Source organism: Enterobacter cloacae complex sp. P40C2 (genome assembly GCF_014930695.1).
Taxonomy (GTDB): Bacteria; Pseudomonadota; Gammaproteobacteria; order Enterobacterales; family Enterobacteriaceae; genus Enterobacter; species Enterobacter pasteurii.
Map to the genome: position 1 here is coordinate 60,636 of NZ_JADBRP010000008.1, position 18,896 is coordinate 79,531.

The 18,896-nt window shown below is 58.7% G+C and carries 14 protein-coding genes; 3 read left to right on the top strand and 11 right to left on the bottom strand.

Annotated features, from left to right (window positions below; translation table 11 throughout):
• Positions 1-805: 805 nt before the first annotated feature.
• The gene (locus IM304_RS15105) at positions 806-1,723 is read right to left on the bottom strand and encodes a LysR family transcriptional regulator (RefSeq protein WP_176609678.1); all 918 of its coding nucleotides are present in this window, start codon (positions 1,721-1,723) and stop codon (positions 806-808) included.
• 98 nt (positions 1,724-1,821) lie between these two features.
• Between IM304_RS15105 and IM304_RS15110 the strand changes: the two genes are divergently transcribed.
• Positions 1,822-2,544 carry an SDR family oxidoreductase gene (locus tag IM304_RS15110; protein WP_176678689.1) on the top strand — a complete coding sequence of 241 codons (723 nt, stop codon included), beginning with the start codon at positions 1,822-1,824 and terminating at the stop codon, positions 2,542-2,544.
• Positions 2,545-2,583: 39 nt separating this feature from the next.
• Here IM304_RS15110 and IM304_RS15115 read toward each other — a convergent pair whose 3' ends face one another.
• The 3 genes from IM304_RS15115 to IM304_RS15125 form a co-directional block, all read right to left on the bottom strand.
• Entirely contained in the window at positions 2,584-3,330 is a 747-nt protein-coding gene (locus tag IM304_RS15115; protein ID WP_176678690.1) for an SDR family oxidoreductase, read from the bottom strand.
• A 101-nt stretch (positions 3,331-3,431) separates the two neighbouring features.
• Positions 3,432-4,313 (bottom strand): helix-turn-helix domain-containing protein, encoded by an 882-nt coding sequence (locus IM304_RS15120; protein WP_193356667.1) that lies wholly within the window; start codon positions 4,311-4,313, stop codon positions 3,432-3,434.
• A gap of 18 nt (positions 4,314-4,331) precedes the next feature.
• A complete protein-coding gene (locus IM304_RS15125) occupies positions 4,332-4,937 on the bottom strand; it encodes an NADPH-dependent F420 reductase (RefSeq protein ID WP_193356666.1) in 606 nt (201 codons plus the stop codon).
• 108 nt (positions 4,938-5,045) lie between these two features.
• On the opposite strand from IM304_RS15125, the gene IM304_RS15130 reads away from it, so the two are divergent.
• On the top strand, positions 5,046-5,969 hold the full coding sequence (locus IM304_RS15130) for a LysR family transcriptional regulator (protein ID WP_193356665.1): 924 nt from the start codon (positions 5,046-5,048) through the stop codon (positions 5,967-5,969).
• Positions 5,970-6,014: 45 nt separating this feature from the next.
• Here the strand turns inward: IM304_RS15130 and IM304_RS15135 are convergent, their stop codons facing one another.
• From IM304_RS15135 to IM304_RS15165, 7 genes are read right to left on the bottom strand one after another with little or no spacing between them, the layout of a single operon-like run.
• The gene (locus IM304_RS15135; protein WP_193356664.1) at positions 6,015-8,216 is read right to left on the bottom strand and encodes a sugar-binding domain-containing protein; all 2,202 of its coding nucleotides are present in this window, start codon (positions 8,214-8,216) and stop codon (positions 6,015-6,017) included.
• Positions 8,206-10,881: a response regulator gene (locus IM304_RS15140; RefSeq protein WP_193356663.1), complete on the bottom strand. Its 2,676-nt coding sequence runs from the start codon at positions 10,879-10,881 to the stop codon at positions 8,206-8,208. The genes IM304_RS15135 and IM304_RS15140 overlap by 11 nt, the downstream gene beginning before the upstream one ends.
• Positions 10,882-10,883: 2 nt before the next feature.
• A complete protein-coding gene (locus IM304_RS15145; RefSeq protein WP_176609685.1) occupies positions 10,884-11,318 on the bottom strand; it encodes a globin in 435 nt (144 codons plus the stop codon).
• Complete coding sequence (locus IM304_RS15150) at positions 11,315-12,709, bottom strand: DUF3131 domain-containing protein (protein ID WP_148421443.1); 1,395 nt, start codon at positions 12,707-12,709, stop codon at positions 11,315-11,317. The genes IM304_RS15145 and IM304_RS15150 overlap by 4 nt, the downstream gene beginning before the upstream one ends.
• Complete coding sequence (locus IM304_RS15155) at positions 12,694-14,241, bottom strand: DUF3131 domain-containing protein (protein ID WP_193356662.1); 1,548 nt, start codon at positions 14,239-14,241, stop codon at positions 12,694-12,696. The genes IM304_RS15150 and IM304_RS15155 overlap by 16 nt, the downstream gene beginning before the upstream one ends.
• Positions 14,238-15,575, bottom strand: a complete 1,338-nt coding sequence (locus tag IM304_RS15160; protein WP_193356661.1) for a DUF3131 domain-containing protein — start codon at positions 15,573-15,575, stop codon at positions 14,238-14,240. Before IM304_RS15160 ends, IM304_RS15155 begins: the two co-directional genes overlap by 4 nt.
• A complete protein-coding gene (locus IM304_RS15165; protein ID WP_148421449.1) occupies positions 15,572-17,386 on the bottom strand; it encodes a glycosyltransferase in 1,815 nt (604 codons plus the stop codon). Before IM304_RS15165 ends, IM304_RS15160 begins: the two co-directional genes overlap by 4 nt.
• A gap of 285 nt (positions 17,387-17,671) precedes the next feature.
• Between IM304_RS15165 and opgC the strand changes: the two genes are divergently transcribed.
• A complete protein-coding gene (gene opgC / locus IM304_RS15170; RefSeq protein WP_193356660.1) occupies positions 17,672-18,889 on the top strand; it encodes an OpgC domain-containing protein in 1,218 nt (405 codons plus the stop codon).
• Positions 18,890-18,896 lie beyond the last annotated feature (7 nt).

Sequence of the window (18,896 nt, forward strand, 5' to 3'; positions counted from 1 at the left end):
GTTAAATAAACAGGATTTACCGTTACTTTCTTTAGCGCGAACGATGCCCGCCAGTATTAAAAGTGGCAACATCAGGGCGAAGCTAATTATTTACTTAAGAAACTGTTGTTTATTTATATATTTGCGATGTGTAAGCCTTATTATTTGTGCAGGTATGGGTTTATTTCGGTATGAAAATGATATAGCTATAAATGTCTGAATAAGCAAATTAAGTAACCGTAAACCCTGCGCTGCGATTGCAGGGGGAATTAATCAATAGCATGAATATATTTCGTTAGCTAAAAGGGCGCGGCGTAAAAGGGGTTTTGCGTAAGAGGTGCAACCTTTAAAACGGTGCGAGCGTGGCAAAAATATTATGAAAAATGTGCGGTAAATATATAATTCAGGTTAGGGTTAATGAATGCTTAATAGCGATTTAAGTTAGGGTAAAATATCTACTGTATGATATATTATAAACGTTCTCATTTATAAAATATATTTTTATACGCAGGTAAAATTCTGCTACTCAAAAAATAAATTATTTCTTTATCACATTTAACAAATAAAAGGCCGCAGGCGTGGCCTTTATGAAGTATCAGGCCTTAACCGAAAGGGATGATGCCGATTTCAATGAGGGCGGCTAATGTCAAAAGAATAAAGAGGATAACGACTATGGGTCTGTACATTTTTTAAGGTTCCATCCTTGAGTGAAGTCCTGGCCATCGCGTCCGTTTTCATTTTCCACGGTAACGACGTGCTGTCGTTGATGCTCATCAAAGGGAGGCGGTAGATTAAGGAAAATCTGTATGCCGGGGTGCGATCCGTCCTACCGCAGAGCAGGGGGCGCGGCAGGGGCCTGTCGCCACTGGCGGATGTGCTCGATCAGCGCCCTGAGCTTGGGGGCCATATTGTGACGCTGGGGGAAATAGAGATAAAAGCCGGGAAAAGAGGGAAGGTACGCATCCAGCAGGGAAACCAGCTGTCCTGATTCGAGATACGGCGTGAAGGTGTCCTCCGTGGCAAAGGTTATGCCGCCGCCGGCCAGCGCGAGGCTGAGCATAAGGCGCAGATCGTTAGTGGCGATCTGCGGCTCAATCGCCACATCGAACGGCACGCCAGCCTCCTCAAACTCCCAGCGATAGGGGGCAACGTCCGGGGAAGGGCGCCACCCGATGCACCGGTGCGCAACCAGCTCGCGGGGATGTTCAGGCGCGCCGCGCGTCGCCAGATAGGAGGGTGAGGCCACCACCCGTTCACGCTGCTGCCCCGTAAGGGGAACGGCAATCATGTCTTTTTCAATCACCTCGCCCAGCCTCACCCCGGCGTCGTATCCCGCCGCCACGATATCGAACTCCTCGTCCGACACGAAGATATCAAGCGAGACCTCAGGATGCGCTGCCGCAAACGATGCGAGCAGCGGGCCGGAAAGAAACGCTTCCGCAATTGAGGTGACCGCGATCCTGAGCTGACCGCGCGGCGTGCTGTCCGACACAGCATCGTCAAAGGCCGCCTCAATATTGGCGATGGGCCCCTGCAGCGCGTTACGCAGCCGTTCGCCCGCTTCGGTGAGGCTTACCGAGCGCGTGGTGCGCATCACCAGCAGGGTTTGAAGCCCGTCTTCAAGACGTCTGATTCCCTGGCTGACGGCGGAGCGGGTGATGCCCAGCCGCCCGGCGGCAGCGCTGAAGCTGCGCTCCTCGGCGACCGCCAGAAAAAGCGGTAATAAATTCAGATCGATTTTCATTGTTTAATATCGCTAACCAGTGAGTCCAGTAAAGGCAGGATACAAGAAACAATGGTGCGTATCTATTATCACTCTGAACTCAACTGAAGGAGCACACCATGAACAAAGTCATCTTAATTACCGGTGCATCAAGCGGCATCGGAGAAGGTATTGCCAGAGAGCTGGGCAAGGCAGGCGCGAAGGTTTTTCTGGGAGCGCGCAGGCTGGATCGCATTCACGCCCTGGCCGATGAAATCCGCAGCGCAGGAGGGGAGGCAGAGGCTCAGGTATTGGACGTGACCAGCCGCCAGTCGATGGCCGCCTTCGTTCAGGCAGCACGGGAAAAGTGGGGCCGCATTGACGTGCTTATTAACAACGCGGGCATTATGCCTCTTTCGCCGCTCGCGGCGGGCAAGCAGGATGAGTGGGAGCGCACCATTGACGTAAATATCAAGGGCGTGCTGTGGGGAATTGGCGCGGTTCTGCCGATTATGGAAGCCCAGAACGCGGGGCAGATTATCAATATCGGCTCGATTGGCGCCTTGTCCGTCGTGCCCACGGCCGCCGTTTACTGCGCGACCAAATTTGCGGTGCGGGCCATTTCCGATGGTTTACGCCAGGAAAGCTCGAACATCCGCGTGACCTGCGTCAACCCTGGGGTGGTGGAAAGCGAACTGGCCTCAACCATTACGCACGCGGAAACCATGGCGGCGATGGATGCGTACCGCGCGATTGCCCTTAAGCCGGCTGATATCGCCCGCGCCGTGCGCCACATCATCGAGGCGCCTGAGAGCGTTGATACAACCGAAATCACCATCAGACCTACGGCATCTGCGAACTAGCGCAGCGGGTCAGGCGCCAGCCTGACCCGCTTTACCCTCTTACCACGGCTGTTCGGTTGGCATAATAAACAGCTCCGCCACGTCCACATGTTCCGGTGCCTGCAGCACGTAAAGAATCGAGTCGGCGATATCGTCGGCCTTCAGGAACGTCATCTTCTCCTTCAGCTGTTCCATCTGCGCGCGATAGTTTTCATCGCTGATATGCTCGAACAGTTCACTTTCCACGGCACCCGGCTGGAGCGAGGTGACGCGAATGTTGAACTGGGGCGCCAGCTCCATTCGCAAAATATCCGAGAAGGCGGCAACCGCGTGCTTCGTCGCGCAGTATACGCCAAGCCCGGGGAAGGTTTTGCGCCCGGCGATCGACGAGGTATTGATGATATGCCCAGACCGCTGCGACTGCATTACCGGCAGCACGGCCGCCACGGTGTTAAACAGCCCTTTTACGTTTACGTCGACCATACGGTGCCACTCGTCAACCCGGAGGCTGGCGATATCCGAAATCGGCATCAGCCCGGCGTTATTAAAGGCGATATCAATATGGCCATAGCGCTTGTGCAGTGCCGCCACCCCTTCATTAACCGAGGCCGGGTCAGTGACGTCCATGACCAGCGCCATGGCTTCGCCGCCGGCAGCCTCAATTTCAGACGCCAGCGCCTGAAGGCGATCCAGACGGCGGGCGGCGAGACCAACCCTGACGCCCTGTTCCGCTAATTTTTTGGCCGTGGAGGCCCCGATTCCGCTTGATGCACCGGTGATGAGCGCGACTTTACCTTTGAGTTCCATAACCGATCCTCTTGAGAGTTAATTTCAACGCTTCAGAAAGAACGTCTGAAGCACGGGTCAATAATGGATCTTTCGGGCGGTCGCTTCGCGCGGGCTTTTGCTCAAACTGTCGGGCTTTTGCTGCGAACGGCATCGCGGCGATAGTGGGAGGGCGTCACGCCGTTATGCCTGAGGAACACGGCAGCAAAGTGGCTGGGGCTGGTGTAACCGACGTTCAGCGCAATATTGATAATGGAATCATCGCTTTCCGACAGCATGCGACGCGCCTCCTCCATGCGTAGCCGGATAAAATAGTGGGAAGGTGAAAGCCCGGTAGACTGTTTGAAGGCGCGGCTGAAGTGGTATTCGCTAAGCTCGGTCAGCGTCGCCAGCCGTGCCAGGTCAAACGGCTGGGCCAGCCCTTCGCGCATTGCCGAGAAGACCCTGTGCAGCTTAAACGCCTGCAGGCCCCCGCGGTGTCGTTTCGTACGCGTGCCGTAGGTGCGGATCAGGTGTACCGCCAGTGCCTGCGCGATGCCCTGGATAAACGGGCCGCTGGGGGGATTTTGCAGATACAGCTCCTGGCGTATCTGCTCCAGCAGGGCGGATAGCGTTTCGTCGCGCGCGCCGGAGACTTCCCGCAGCTCGTATTCCTGCATCATGGCCACTCCCATATAAACATGCATAACGACGAACGGCGCGTCTGGCCCGGCGCGCCACCGCATTTCAGTGGGAGAGGCCGCCGTCGTGAGAAAGAAATCCCCTGCGCTAACGCAGTTAGATAGCCACGGTTCACCGGGGGAACGCTCCTCCACGACGGCCTGGCCGGAGAGGATCCAGACGATAAAAGGCTCCGGCACCGCCGGAATAATGACGTTTTCCTGCTCGTGCCTGCGCGCCAGAATTTGCACGAATACGTCCCGGGAGGATTGCGCCCGATGCTCCCTGAGCAGCCTGCCGGGAAGGTATTCTTCAAACGTCTCTGCGGAAGTACGCTGCGTCATCTTTATCGTTACCCTTTGCTATGCCAGTTGTACCAGGTTTACCGCCGGAAGAGGCCCTCCGGGGAACTGTTGAAGCGTACCGCCAACCTCCAGGCTGCCTAAATCGATAGTTGCGAAACCCAGCTGCCCGGCCAGCGCGATGACCTCCGCCTTCGCATCAGCATGGTCTCCGGAGATAAAGACAACGCGACGGCCGCCCGCCTGCGCCGGATCCTGAGCCAGTACTCCGGCAAGCAGGGTGTTGAAGGCTTTGACCACGCGCGCCCCCGGAGCCCAGCGGGTGACGACCTGACTTGAGTTTTTCCCGCCCAGCTCAGCCAGCCTGTAGCCAGGCAAAAGCACCGGGTTAGTGGCGTCAATCAGGATACGACCCTCCCAGCTGATGCCGCTTAGCGCGGCTTCGGTTTTGTCCCAGTTGGTGCTGACAAAAACGATATCGGCTTCGGCGGCCTGCCGTACGGTGCCGGCGCGTGCCCCGCGGCCCAGTCTCTCAACCACGTCGGCCAGGCTTTCCGGCCCGCGGCTGTTGCTAAGAATAACGTTTATCCCCGCGTTAACCAGCTGCCCCGCAAAAGCTTGCCCGATAGCGCCAGCGCCGATAATACCCACAGTTGTTGTTTTCATGCTGAATTTCCTTCAATGAAGAGTAGTGAACGTGCAGAGAGAGTAGTAATCTTTGACCTATCTGAATAGCCTATATAATTAGATGGAATCCATCTGCCGGAGCGATACATGCTGGACGGTATGTCTGTTGATCAGCTGCGCACCTTTATTGCCGCGGCTGATGAGGGGAGTTTTTCCGCCGCCGGGCGCAGGCTGCGGCGCGCGCAGTCGGTCGTCAGCGCGACGCTGGCAAACCTTGAGGCGCAGGTCGGGTTTCCGTTATTCGATCGCTCCGGGCGTTATCCGAAGCTGACGGAGGCGGGCGTCGCCATGCTGGAAGCGGCACGCCTGGCCGCGGCCGGGATGGACGCGTTTAAGGCGAAGGCGCGTACCCTGGCAGAGGGGCTGGAGCCTGAGCTGGCGGTATCCGTCGATGTGATGTTTCCCGTTGCCCGGCTCACCGCTGCGGTGCAGGCGTTTCATCAGGCATTTCCCGACACGCCGCTGCGTTTGTACGTGGAGGCGCTGGGGGCGGTGCTCCAGCCTTTGCTGGACGGCCACTGCCGGGTGGCGATTACCGGCTCGCTGCCGCATCTTCCGGCGGGTTGCACCGCCGAATTCCTTCTCAGCGTGCCTGCGGTGGCCGTTGTCTCCCCCGGGCACCCGCTGGCTGACGCGTCTGGCCCGATCCTGCGCTCGCTTTTACAGGAGCACGTCCAGCTGGTGCTGGCCGATCGCTCCTCTCTCACCGCGGGCCGGAGCTTTGGCGTCATGTCGTCAAGGACATGGCATTTGGCGGATATGGGGGCAAAGCACGCCTTCCTGCGCGCCGGGCTTGGCTGGGGCTATATGCCGCTGCCGATGGTTGAGGAGGATCTCGCGGCGGGAAAACTGGTCACGCTGAACGTGCAGATGCAGCCCGACGTCGGGCCCGGTTTTTCCATGCAGGCGGTGCACCTGGAAGAACGTCCGCCGGGCCCGGCCGGACGCTGGTTCGTTAACGCGCTGAAAATGCAGGCCGGCATGCCGGGGGTAAACAGCAGCGACGGTTAGCCAGCGCAGGCAAGCGGAGCCCTTCTGGTGCAGCGCGTGTTCAGCTTATTGCGCTGAAGGGCCTTCTACCTTCTCCAGGCGCAGGTTGCTCCCCACGGTTTTACCGGCGCGATCCGCAATGTCATACTCAATGGTAACGTTATGCCTGCTGCCCGGCGTGACGGTGATCTCCTTTACCCTGCTGCCCGAATCCGGGGGAAGCGTAAGGGTCGTTGTGCCTTTAACCAGCACCCGACCATTTTGCTTCACCTGCCACTTCAGACGACACGCCTCGCAGGCGGACCAGGTGTCATTGATTGCCCACAGGCGAACCGTGGCTTCGCTTCCCTCACGCCATACCGCCGTCACGGGTTCAATCGACGGCAGGATGGGCTGATAGGCTTTTTGCAGCGCGTAGTAACCCGGTTTAGGCTTACGCAGATAATCCACGACGCCCCAGTTGATGGAGGGCCAGGTTTCAACAAACATAAAGTGGAAGAGGGCGGTAACCGGCTGATAGCGCTGCCGACGATAGCTCTCCGCCGCCATTGCCACCAGCTCCGCCTGGTAACGCTGGGTGTTGGCAATCATCTCCTGAATGGTATTGCCCCGCGGAATATTGGCAAATTTGAAGGTCTGGAAGGGCTGGAAGTTATGGTATTTCCAGTGCGTCCAGCCGGGATCGTCGGCGGCGGTGCTTTTCGGCCACATCAGGCGGGCAGGGATGATGGTTTTCAGCGTTGAGAGTCGCGGTAGCGCCTGAGCGCCAAATTCCGTGATGATCGCGGTTTTGGCGGGGCCAAGGAGATCGCGCATCGTGCCAAAGTACCATCCGGCCCAGTAGTGTTCTTCCACCGCGGAAAAACGATGCACAATGCGCGAGGTGTCTTGCGCAAGCGCGTCTGCCACGCGTTTCGTCAGCGTCTGGTTCAGGGTTTTGTTCCAGTCGGGGAAGCGTTTTTCCATCCACGGTGAATTCCACGGCGGCTCGTTATGACCCCCCCAGACGATAATGGCCGGAGAGTTGCCAAACTGTTCGACCATCTCGCGGGTCTGCCGCGCGGCATTGTCCGCAAAGGCGTCGCTGTTATCGTAACCCCATTGCAGGGGGACATCCTGCCAGATCATCAGCCCCATTTCGTCAGCCACATCGTAAAGCGCCCGGCCTGCCACGTGCGCGTGAACGCGTATCGCGTTGGCGTTCATCGCCTGCACCAGCCTGAAGTCGCGGCGATATTTCTTGCGCGTCATGGTGCTGAGCCAGGGGGAGCCGATGTAATTACTTCCCTTGATAAACAGGCGCCGGTCATTGATCAGCCAGCCCCTATTGTCTGGCTGCGCCTCCATCTTGCGCAGGCCGGTACGGGTCACCGCGGTATCCATCACCCCCTGCTCATCCACCAGGGTTGCACGCACCCGGTAGAGATTTGGCCTGCCATAGCCCACAGGCCACCAGAGCTTCGCGTCTTTCACTGGCAGCGTGACGCTGAGGGAGCGCGGCTTACCGTCCGTTTTCGCAATCTGTACCGGAAACGCCCGTTCCGTGCGCGTGCCGGAGAAATTATCAGGCGTCGCTGACAGGCGCAGGGTGACGGGACCGGCAGATAACGCCCGATAGCGGATCTCGGCGTGCAGAGCGGGCTTGCCCAGCCCCTCGCGCCAGTCCGGACGCAGGATCACCTCATCGATAGTCACGCCGCGACTCAGGTGTAGCTTCACCGGTGCCCAGATCCCACCGGAGTTGGCGTCCTGGCCATTCTCTGCCCAGGCCCCGCCCGGTCGAGTGTCGTGCTGGTTAAGCACGCCTTTGAACAGCGTTTTATGCAGCGGCCAGATTTTTTTCGGATCTTCCCAGGGGCTGTCCACCCGCACGGCGAGCCTGTTGTATCGCTGTAAAGCATCGCTTATGTCTACGGAGAAGCGCTGGAAATATCCCTCGTGACGGGCAAGATGCCTGCCGTTGAGCGTGACGTCGGCAAAATAGTCCACGCCATCAAAGACCAGGGTAGCCATGGTATCGGGCGCGCGCCGGGGCAGGGTAAATTCGTGCCGGTACCAGAGGGCACCCTGATGATCGTACCCGGCGCTGTACCAGTTGGCCGGGACCCGAATTTCTCGCCAGCCGCGGTCAGGCGCACTGGCGCCGTCAAAGGTGCTGAGGCTGGCGTCATGCACGCGCCACGTTCCGGCCAGTGACCAGGTAATCGGCTGGCTGGCCTGGGCCAGCAGGGGGCTCAACGCCAGCAGCAGAAGAAGCCTAGGGATCATGTTTAACCTCCTGCGCTCTGCGGCGCAGCCAGGCCGCAGAGCGTCTGGCCTCCTCGATAAGATCGCCATGTAAAGCGCGCAGCCCGGTCTGGATCTGCGAGAGCGCCTTACCCTCAATCTGCTGAAGCACGTCGGACAGAGCGCTGAAGCCGAGGGTGACTGCTTCGCCGCGAAGCTTGTGAGCGGCCCGCCGCACGGCCTCGCGGTCATCATGCTCAATGTTCAACGCTATGGCCGCCACCGCCTCGTCAAGGCCGCTGCCGAACAGCGCCAGCAGCTCATTGACCAGCCCGGGATCGTCCGCGCACTGTTTTAACAGGTGCGTCTCGTCCGGTAGCCCCTTTTCTTCGCCGGGGATAACGCGGGCTATCTCCTCCGTAAGCGCCTCCTGACTTACCGGCTTGGCAATATAGCCGTCGAATCCCATTGCCAGACAGCGCTCCTTGTCGCCCTGCATGGCGTGGGCGGTCATCGCAATGGCGGGCTGATGGTCGCGCCCCTGCGCGCGCGCGGCTTCCCGAATCAGGCGAATGGCGGTTTCCCCGTCCATTTCCGGCATTTGCAGATCGATAAGCAGCAGGTCCCAGGGCTGTTCGCGCCAGCGTTCAAGGGCCTCGCGGCCATTGTTTACCACCTCGCACCGGTGACCGAGCCGTTCAAGCAGGCGTCTGGCGACCTTCTGATTCACCAGGTTATCCTCGGCCAGCAGGATATGCAGACCGGCCTGCGCCGTAACGGGCGCAGGAGCGGGCGCAGCGGCGGGGGACGCAGGCGGGGCAGGCGCAAGGACGCTGGCGATGGTCTGACAGAGCTCACGCTGGGCGACCGGCTTATGCAGATAGCGGGCGATACCGATGCGCTTCAGCATGCTGGCGTCGAAATGGCGGCTCATGGAGCTGAGCATAATGATGTGGCTTTGCTCGGCCTGTGGCATAACGGAAAGTTCAAGGGCCAGCGACACGCCGTCCATGTCCGGCATCTGGGCATCAAGCAGGATCAGCGGCCAGCTCCCCCCTTTTGCGGCCAGGCTTAAGGCCTCCCCGGCGTTGTCAACGCAGGTCGGCGTCAGGCCCATCTGACGAAGCATGGTGTCAAGGAGGCGCAGGTTCGTGCTGTTGTCGTCCACGACCAGGACCGGTTCGCCGTTGAAGCGTACTAAGGGCGCGCCCGCGGCTGGCGGGGCCTGCTGGCTCTCCAGGGGCAGGGTAAAGGCAAACTCGCTGCCTGCGCCCGGCTCGCTCTGCACCGTCAGCTCACCGCCCATCAGTTTCACCAGGCGCGCGGAGATGGTCAGCCCCAGGCCGGTGCCGCCGTAGCGGCGGGTGGTAGAGCTGTCGGCCTGGCTGAAAGCCTCGAAGATGGCCTGTTGTTTCCCGGCAGGGATGCCAATGCCGCTGTCGCGAATGCGAAACCGCCACTCTTTTTCGCTTTCCGCAGGCTCTATCGCCAGCAAAACCTCGCCCTGATGGGTGAACTTAAGGGCGTTGCCCAGCAGGTTGGTGAGGATTTGACGCAGCCGGGGGCCGTCGGCTATCAGCACGTCCGGCACCGCCGGAGCGATATCGACCAGCAGCTCGATGCCCTTTTCGCTGGCGGCGGGCATGTGCGGGCGGATCAGCGACTGCACGAAGGGGCGGATCTCCAGCGGCTCGGTATCGACGGTCATCTTGCCCGACTCAATGCGGGAAAAATCGAGTATGTCGTTGATGATGTGCAGCAGCGACTGGGCTGAACTCATTACCAGCGTCAGGTATTCCCGCTGCTCGGGATTGAGCTGCGTGTCCAGACAGAGCTGAGTCATGCCGAGAATGCCGTTCATCGGAGTGCGAATTTCGTGGCTCATGTTGGCGAGAAAGGCACTTTTCGCCTCGTTGGCCTCCCGGGCCACTTTTGCCGCTTCAATGGCCAGCAGCTCGGCCTCCTTGCGGCGGGTGATGTCCTGCAGGGTGCCGATCACCCGTTCGGCCTGCTGCTGCATACTGAGCGTAACCACCTGCCCCGAGATCAGCATCCAGCGCCAGCCCTGGGTCGCGTGCTGCACGCGAATTTCACATTCGAATACCGGCATATGCTCCTGCTTAGAGGCAATCATCGCGTTGCGCAGGACGGCGCGATCCTCTTCATGGACCAGGTTAAGTAAAAAGCGCAGCGGGTAGTGCAGTTGCGTGCGCGACTGACCCACCATCGCCAGCAGCGTATCGTTAACCTCCAGGCTGTCGTGAGAGACTTGCCAGTTCCAGATACCGATCTGAATAGACTCTGCGGTCAGTAAAAAATCGTCGTGCAGCTGGTGGCGCGAGCGCTGGGCGTCGTCAAGCTCGGTAATATCGGTATGCAGGCTGAGGATGCCGCCATCGGCAAGACGCTGATGCTGCACGTAGAGCCGCTGGTTTCCCGACTGGCGCACCTCGCGATGGCTTAACTGACGGCAGTTGCGAACGATCGCTTCCCGCAGGGTCCGGCGGCGGGTGGGGTCAATGTTGTAGCCAGCATCAATAAATTTCTCCGCCAGGCTCTCAAGGGTGGCGCCGGCGCTCAGCCAGGGGGCGATCACCGGGTAAAAGCGCGTTATCTGGTCGTTCCAGGCCAGCAGACGCTCGGCGGGATCGTAAATCATCACCCCCACGGGCAGCGCGTTGAGATCGAAACGGGATGTGGCTCGCATGGTTACTCACCTCTGGCCTGATAGTGCAGCTCCGCCTGGCGGCGAAGATACTCCAGCCCGGGCGCAATCGCCATCGCCCAGGCCGTGAGGATCTCCTCATCGCAAAGGGGATCGCAGGCGCGCACGGTCCTGAGCATTGCCTCCCGCCAGAGGCCGAAAAATCGCGGCGGCAGGCGCAGCCCTTCATCGCTCTGCTCCCGCGCAAGGCGTTCCAGAAAATCTGGCACAAAGAGCGCACCGTCAACGGCAAGCATGGCGAAAAAGCTCTTGAAGATCATCTGCTGGCCATCCCGGCCCTGGCCCCCGGCAAAGTGCTGCTCCGTTTCGGGGGACATATGGATAAAAGTCTCCCAGAACGCCTCAAAAAAGTGCCGTTTATCATTCTCCGGCAGGACGCGGTTCAGGCTGGCGTCAAAGAGATCGCGATAAAATTTCATGGTGCGGCCCTCGCGCCACGTTCACCCGGCAGGCAGAGGCCGGGCGGGTTGAAGGGATCCGACGTGCGGCGGGCAAAATAGCCGTCGTTTTCCACAAGGCCGTTTTCAAACAGCGGCCCGGCGTTGTGTTTGTACAGCAGCGCTTCCAGCACCATGGCGTTGGTCGAGAGGGTGAGCGTCGGGTTGATGTCGCCGGTTGCCTCAACGCGGCCCTCAAACCAGCCCTGATTCGGGTTATTAAGGTGTCGGGTTACGGCCATCAGGGCGTCGGTGTATTCGGTCTCCCACAGCGTCCAGAGCACAAAGACCGCTTTCGTCGTCACCTGCGCCAGCCGGGGATAGCTTTTACCGTCATCGCCCAACGTATTCCAGGCGTAGCCATTCCCCCAGACGGCGTCCTCGACGCGCCAGGGCGCCCGGGAGAGGTAAAAATCGGCGCGGGCGGTGAGCACGCCGTCGCGCTCCCAGCGCGTTTTCTGGCTGAGCCATACCCCTTCGGCCCGGGCGCGCAGCGTTTTTTGAATATCGGAGGCTACCCCGGGCGGCTGCCAGCCGAACTCCAGGCCCGGGAGCATGGCGGGGAGGGTAGAGAGCAGCGACGGCTGCCAGGTCGTTCTTGGATCGCGCGCGTCAACGGCGAGGCTGCGCTGGTAGAGGATGACGTTCTGAGAAGGCGGGGAAAATGCCTTACCCGATGGAAATCCCCACAGCCGAAACGCGCTGGCAGCATATTCGCTTTCACCCAGCCGCAGTTCATCGCGCACCACCGGCTGCCCGTTCTGCACCGACGCAGACCACAGCTCCCCGTCCTTATCCATCACCGGACAGAAGTTCCAGCGCAGGATGATTTTATCCAGATATTCGCGATACTCGGGCGCCCGCTCGGCAGCGAGCCGCAGGGCCAGCATCAGCCTCGCCATATCTTTCGCCGACCATCCGCGCTGCGCCGGTTTTCCCGTGAAGTCGATGGGCGAGGCCGTTCGGCTGGAATAGAGCCTGCCGGGGGTACGGGTTTCGGTCAGCGTCAGGCGATTAAGGGTTCCGAGCAGCCGCGTCAGCCGCGCATCAAACTCGTCCGCCCGGATCAGATCCAGCTCGCGGGCAGCCAGCAGGGCGATTAGCGTATCGCCCATTTGCCACAGCGTAACGCGCGGCTGCTTATCGCTGCCGTTAACCAGCCCCGTCTGAGGCTGGGTGTTATTCTCGAAATAGCGCCAGGCGATACGCGCCCACTCCCGCTCCTGCGGGGTCAGGCTACTGATGCGCGCGGTGGTGTGCCAGCCACCTTTGGTCAGCCAGCGCCACCCTGCGCCCTCCCGGCCGAACAGGGCGAAGGCGATAATAAGCATGAGGACGGCGGCAGCCAGCCAGCGGGCTAAGGTCTTAAGCATTGTGCGGTCACCGGCGGCAGTTTCACAGGCTCGTCCGTATTACAGGTGGCGCATTGACAGGCCTGACAGGCGGGTTTGGCGCGCAGGGTAGTCCCGGTCTGTTCACACCAGGTCTTCACCGCTGGCGTACCGTTCAGGAATGGACGATTGCGCGAGGCATTATTTGGCTCAAAGAGATCCACCAGCTTTTTTTCCCACAGGGAGGGGGCAAAGTTGCGGTCTTTGGGGTTATCGCTGTTGAACTGCAGCAGCTTGCCCTCTTTTTTGAACAGCAAGGCTTCCAGCATGATGCCGTTGTTATTGGCGGTGAACTCTTTGATGGGGCCGTCGCCGTTTTCGTACAGCCCTTCATAGTACCCTTTGTCCGCCTCGTTGGCGTTTTCAATGGCGTCCAGCAGGCGGTCGGTATAGGGCGAGTTCCAGAGCACCCACATCCCGAGCGCCGCCTTCAGCGAGACGGCGGCCGTGTTGGGAACGTATAGCCCCTTGTCGGTGATGGTGTTCCAGTTGAAGCCGTCGCTGAATACGGTGTCGTAGACGAAGTAGGGGGACTTATCGAGTTGATGCTCAGAGCGAGCGGATAAGATACCGGTGATGGCGTAGCGATTCTCCTGAGCCTGATAAACCCTGTCGGCGAAGTTTTTCATCCACGGATGGGAGTAGTCGCGCGGACTGTTTTCCCTGTCCGTCGGCTTGTCGAAACCAAATTCCAGGCCGTAAAGCACATAGGATTCGGTTACGACGTAATTATGCTGGTTGGTAAGGCGCGGATCGCGCGAGTCGTAGGGCACCATTACGCAGTAGATCTCCGCCAGCTCGTAGGGCTGAGGCTGGCTGGACTGACAGGTTCCAAAGCCCCACAGCGCAAAGCCCGCGGCACCATACTCTTCGTAGCCCAGCCGCCCCTCCTGTACGTACTTCGGCTGGCCGTTTTCCAGGTAGGCCCCGTACATCATTCCGCAGGGGTTAATAACGTTGGTGAAATTCCACCCCAGCATCACGTTATCAATGCTGTTGCCGTATTCCGGATAGCGCTCCTTAATGACCTTCAGCCAGATCAGCATCCTGCCGATGTCCAGCGCCGAGAAGCCAATCTCGCCAGGCTTGTTCTGGTAGTTAACCTTCTGGGCGGTGATGGTGTTATAGGCTTTATTGGGCAGCTCGTTGCGGAACAAATCCAGTTTGTTCAGGGTGGCGAGTAATTTCAGCATTCTGCGATCGAATTCAGCTTTATCAATAATCCCCAGCTCCCTTGCGGCCGTCATCGCGGCCATATAGGAGGCGCTGTCCCACATGGTGGTTGAGGGAAATTTATTGACCGCATTCACCAGGCCGGTAGTGGGCTGGTAGTTAGCCACGAAATATTGCCAGGCGTTTTTGGCAATGGTCATCTCCCGGGGCGTGAGCTCGCCGCTGCGCGGAGGGTAGTCCGAGGCGGGAAGCCCGGTCGCCGCCTGTGCCGCAGCGAGTGAGAGCCAGCACGCCACAAGCCCGGCCAGAAGAGGAAAAAAGAGTATTGATTTCAGCTTCATGGCTTCGCTCCTGCTGAAGAGGTTGGGGGAGTGGCGGTGGCGGGGCCAGGGCAGGCCAGACAAAGCATCTGACCGTGGGCAATGTACGCCAGGCTTTCGAGGACGACGGCATTGGTATCGGCGTCAACGATATCGTTGACGCTGCTGTTAAGGTTAAGCCCGCGCTGCCAGCCCTTGCCCGGTACCTGTAGCTTCTGCACCTGCTGGCGCAGCGCTTCGCTCCAGCCGTTGCGGAACAGGGCGTACCAGGCAAAGGCGGTGCGGGTCGAGGTAATCGCCGTTTGCTCCGGCGTGGCGTCAAGCAGGGCGCTGTTTTGCAGCGGCTGGCGATCCGGCAGATCGTTGACGTAATCCGGCGCGGGCTCGGCGTAATCGGTGCTGATCGGGGGCTTGCGGACCCGCAGGCTATGACGGCGCTGCTGGATCTGCATAATGCGCCACGTGATTTCTGCGCTCTGCGCATCAAAGCCCAGCTCGAGGCCCGTTAATAAATAGGGAAGGCTGATAAGCGAAGGCTGACGACCCCACGGCGTGCGCAGCCCTTCGTCGGGCACCATTATTCCGTCGATGTCGATCATCTGCTGCCCTTCTGGCGGGTTCGTTACCGCCAGTCCCGCCGCGCTGTCGATCAGCCGAAGCGTATGGCTTGCATAAAGACGGTAGCCGAAGCTGTTTCGCGGCTCGTCCGTCGCCAGCGCCCAGTGGTGTAGCGGGACCGCGGCCTGGCTGGTGGTGCTGTTGGCAATCAGGGCGCCCGTCTTCCAGCGATCGAGCAGACTGCGCACGGCGCCAGCATGCTGAGGATAGCGCCACAGCAGCGTTTGCAGGGCGTTTAGCAGGCGGCCCATGCCGATCGCCGAGGCGTCCGGTTTGCCCAGGGCTTCCAGCGTGTCGGCATGATAATAGGCGGCGGGCAGACCCTGGGGATTGAGTGGAAGGCTGGCGAGGGCGGCCAGCGCGGCCGCGATGCGTTCATCGAATTCGGCGGGAGTAAGAATGTTGAGCTGCCTTGCGGCCGCAACGGCAAAAAGATAGCTGCCGGTGCTCCACAGGCTGAGCCAGGGTTCCCCGTCGTGCGCGTTGGCCAGGCCATTCGGCTGCGTGTTGTTCACATAATACTGCCAGGCCACCCGCGCCCAGATCGCTTCTTCGAATGTCAGTTCACGCGGAGCGGGCAAGGGCGGGAAATCGTTACTCAGCGACATCCCCGCGCTGCTCTCAACGCGTGTCGGCATCTGTTTTTCAACCCAGACGACAATAGCGAATCCCAGCAGAAAGCCGAGCAGGATAGTGAGGTAGCTGCGGGCTGACAAAAGCGCGTCGCGTTTTCTCATTCGCTCACCTCCTCTTCCGCCGGGGTCCACATGGCGGCGAAGATCAGCGGCAGCATGGCGGCAATATTAACTGCGCCCCAGAAGATGTTGATGACGTAGCCGGAAGGATCGTCAACCTGCCCGCGTGCGACCTGAAAACCGCCCCAAATCAGCCCGGCCAGGGTGAGCACGACGATGGCGATCTGCGGTTTTACCAGATAAAGAAAGCGCCCCGTCTGCCGCTCTTTGGGGGTGACGTGGAATTTGATCTGTTCTCCGCGCAAGACCGTGTCGAGGGCGCGCAGGTTCATGGAGAAGAAAGAGAGATACGATGCTCTGCCATCCCAGGCTGATATTCCCCAGGTGCCGAACATAAACGCCAGCTCCGACACAATAAAAAAGGGCAAAAAATGCAGGTAGAAGGGTTCAGACCACGCTGATACAGGCGGAATACCGGTAAACAGGTAAATAATGGGCGATATCAGGAAGATAGTGTTCCACACGCAGGCCAGATAGGACCAGAAGGTGGTAGCGTACATCAGGGTTTGCGGCAAAGAGAGCTTGAAACGGCGGCGGCTGAAAATATTGTCGTGGAACAGAATATCCAGTGAACCCGCAGCGTATTTGAAGCGCTGGATCATCCACGTCAGCATGTCCTGCGGAGAGAGCATTTTCGATTCGATCCGCGGGTGCATTACCGAGCGCCAGCGGCGGGCCGCATCGCCGTGGAGCAGGATGGAGGTATAAATATCTTCCGATACGTGAAACTTATAGGGCGTAAGTTCTGTGTCGAAGGCCACGTGAGGGCGCATGGCGTCCTGAAGGGTTTCGCGCATGACGGGATCGCGTATATCCCGCGTGTGGCGATCGATCTCTTCTTCAACCGTCCAGACGTAGCTGCGCAGCGCCGCCTGCATTACCGCTTCGCGCCTGTGGACAGAGGCCGCACCGCAGCAGAAGGCGGCGTTGGCCCAGTTTCGCCGGCGCAGGATCACGTCATAAAACATGCGCGGATCGTTAAAAAAGGGATCGCGACCAACGGTTACTGGCCCGATAAGCTTCTGGGCGAGCCATCCCAGCCCGTATCCCGTTTTGCCCGCTTTTCGCCCAAGCCAGCGCGCGAGGTTTTCCCCCTCCGGCAGGTCGAAGAACCACTGCGGCGTCTGGACCCAGGCCACGTCAGGGTCGCGAAAGTAGCCCAGCGTATGGCTGAGCAGGGTAGGGAAAACCCGGGTATCGGCATCGCAAATGATCAGGAAATCGCCGTCGGTTTGCTCAAGCCCGTTTCGCAAATTGCCGGCCTTGAAGCCAATATTGGTCTGCCGGGAGATGTAGTTGGCGCCTTCCCGATCGCAGACGGCTTTCATTTCCGGGCGTCGGCCGTCATCGAGCACGTGCACCCTGTAGTCCAGCGGGAAGGGGTAATCCATCTTCATGGCGTCCCGAATAGACAGCCTGACCAGCTCCACATCTTCCGAATAGGTTGCGATAAAGAGATCGACCTTTATCGGTCTCGCTGCTTCCGCGTCTTCGGGGCGCAGGCAATCATTGATCTCAGCGGGGGGCGGGGTTTGCGGCGGATCCTCTTCTTTCCACAGGTTAATTGTGAAAAGCACGGTGCCGATCCAGGCCAGGGTTTCAGCCAGCACCAGCGGAATGGCATACCACAGCGCGTCGGTATTTAAGGAGGCTGTCCAGCGCCAGTAAAGATAATTAGCGCCTAAAATCAGCGCGGCAACCGCCAGTACCTGCCATGTGAGCATTACCCAGCGCGGTGTCTTAAGCGGTTCAGGCGGCTGGCGATGTTCAAAACGGGAAAAATAAAAATCCATAGAGAAGGATATCCTGATTCCACGATAGCGATTAATAAGAGACCCGTTGCCGACAGGGAGCGAAAAACAAAAAATAACGTCCGCTAAAACAAAAAGTAAAGTAAGTGTAGATGGTGGAAAAAATAATTCCAGAGGTGTGAAAAAAGCGATCTTTTACGCATGCTTAAATAAACGTTAACTACGCTTAATAATATCGTAAGCGTTTTCAAAAATTGCCAGATGCATTTCTTTACGCTATCTAAATAAAATACAAGAAACTTTTTAGCATGGAGAACGCGACGCCCCATGAGCCAGATTGCGCCTGTGCTTATAAAGAAAGATATCGAAAAAACAACGACCTGGCGTTACGTTCTGTCGGATAAACGTGATTTACGTATTGATTTTATGCGCGGTATCGCGTTAGTGATGATGGTGGTAGCGCACACGGAGGTAATGTCGATATTTAATATATTTACCTGGGAAAGGTTTGGCCTGACAACCGGTGCCGAAGGTTTTGTCATTCTTTCCGGATTTATGCTGGGAATGTTAAACCGCGCCAGACTGCAAAAAGCGGTATTGTTGACTATATCCTGGGGGCTTTATCTGCGTGCGTGGAAAATATATCGCGTAAATATCATCATTATTCTTTCATTTTTGCTGTTAGGGTATCTGCCGTTTATTAACGTCTATGAGGTTACCCATTTTACCGATCGTTACTCGGGTACAGCCTGGTCACTGTATCCGGTGACGCCGCAAATTAAGGAAACCTGGTTTAACATTGTCCTCTACCTGCAAATTGGCCCTCATCAAACGCAAATCCTGGGTCTCTATATTTTTCTTCTGCTGTTAAGCCCGCTGTTTTTGGGAATGCTTCAGAGAGGGTACGTCTACTGGCTGCTGGGCCTGTCGTTGCTCGTCTACGTCTGCTGGCAGGTGTGGCCGGTGCGGGTGACGCCGTCTCAGTTTGAATTCGCATTTCCGCTGCTCGCCTGGCAGTTTATTTTTGTGCTGGGAATGTGCAGCGGCTGGTACAAAGAGGAGTTGATCTCCTTTGCCCGCACGCCCGCCGGTAAGGTGGTGCTCGTGGCGCTGGTGATGATTGCGCTGGTTCTTGGCTTTATTGCCCAGAACCATACCAACCCGTTTATGCCGCCCGCGCTGCTAATGCACAGCCTTTCGCCGGAGGACTTTAACGCGTTTTACCATACCTGGGCGGCAAAAAATGGCCTGGGACCCGTCAGGGTACTTAACGATATCTGCCTGATGGTGACGGTCTATCTGCTGCTGACCTGGTGCTGGCAGCCCCTTTATCGCCTCGCGGGCTGGTTTCTTATCCCGCTGGGCCAGCATTCGCTTTATACCTTTATTTTGCACGTCTACGTCGTGTTCCTGGTAAGCCAGTTCGTCACGTTCGATCTGTGGCGCCAGGCCTGGGTTGTGAACACCTTCATTCACGCGGCGACGCTGGGCGTGCTGTGGCTGATGGCGAAATATAACGTCGCCGCGCGCTGGATACCTAACTAAGGAAGGG

Bases quoted from the DNA above. Each gene is read 5' to 3' on its own strand.
- IM304_RS15105 (WP_176609678.1), bottom strand. From the start codon at position 1,723: ATGAAAATCGATCTGAATTTATTACCGCTTTTTCTGGCGGTCGCCGAG.
- IM304_RS15110 (WP_176678689.1), top strand. From the start codon at position 1,822: ATGAACAAAGTCATCTTAATTACCGGTGCATCAAGCGGCATCGGAGAA.
- IM304_RS15115 (WP_176678690.1), bottom strand. From the start codon at position 3,330: ATGGAACTCAAAGGTAAAGTCGCGCTCATCACCGGTGCATCAAGCGGA.
- IM304_RS15120 (WP_193356667.1), bottom strand. From the start codon at position 4,313: ATGACGCAGCGTACTTCCGCAGAGACGTTTGAAGAATACCTTCCCGGC.
- IM304_RS15125 (WP_193356666.1), bottom strand. From the start codon at position 4,937: ATGAAAACAACAACTGTGGGTATTATCGGCGCTGGCGCTATCGGGCAA.
- IM304_RS15130 (WP_193356665.1), top strand. From the start codon at position 5,046: ATGCTGGACGGTATGTCTGTTGATCAGCTGCGCACCTTTATTGCCGCG.
- IM304_RS15135 (WP_193356664.1), bottom strand. From the start codon at position 8,216: ATGATCCCTAGGCTTCTTCTGCTGCTGGCGTTGAGCCCCCTGCTGGCC.
- IM304_RS15140 (WP_193356663.1), bottom strand. From the start codon at position 10,881: ATGCGAGCCACATCCCGTTTCGATCTCAACGCGCTGCCCGTGGGGGTG.
- IM304_RS15145 (WP_176609685.1), bottom strand. From the start codon at position 11,318: ATGAAATTTTATCGCGATCTCTTTGACGCCAGCCTGAACCGCGTCCTG.
- IM304_RS15150 (WP_148421443.1), bottom strand. From the start codon at position 12,709: ATGCTTAAGACCTTAGCCCGCTGGCTGGCTGCCGCCGTCCTCATGCTT.
- IM304_RS15155 (WP_193356662.1), bottom strand. From the start codon at position 14,241: ATGAAGCTGAAATCAATACTCTTTTTTCCTCTTCTGGCCGGGCTTGTG.
- IM304_RS15160 (WP_193356661.1), bottom strand. From the start codon at position 15,575: ATGAGAAAACGCGACGCGCTTTTGTCAGCCCGCAGCTACCTCACTATC.
- IM304_RS15165 (WP_148421449.1), bottom strand. From the start codon at position 17,386: ATGGATTTTTATTTTTCCCGTTTTGAACATCGCCAGCCGCCTGAACCG.
- opgC (WP_193356660.1), top strand. From the start codon at position 17,672: ATGAGCCAGATTGCGCCTGTGCTTATAAAGAAAGATATCGAAAAAACA.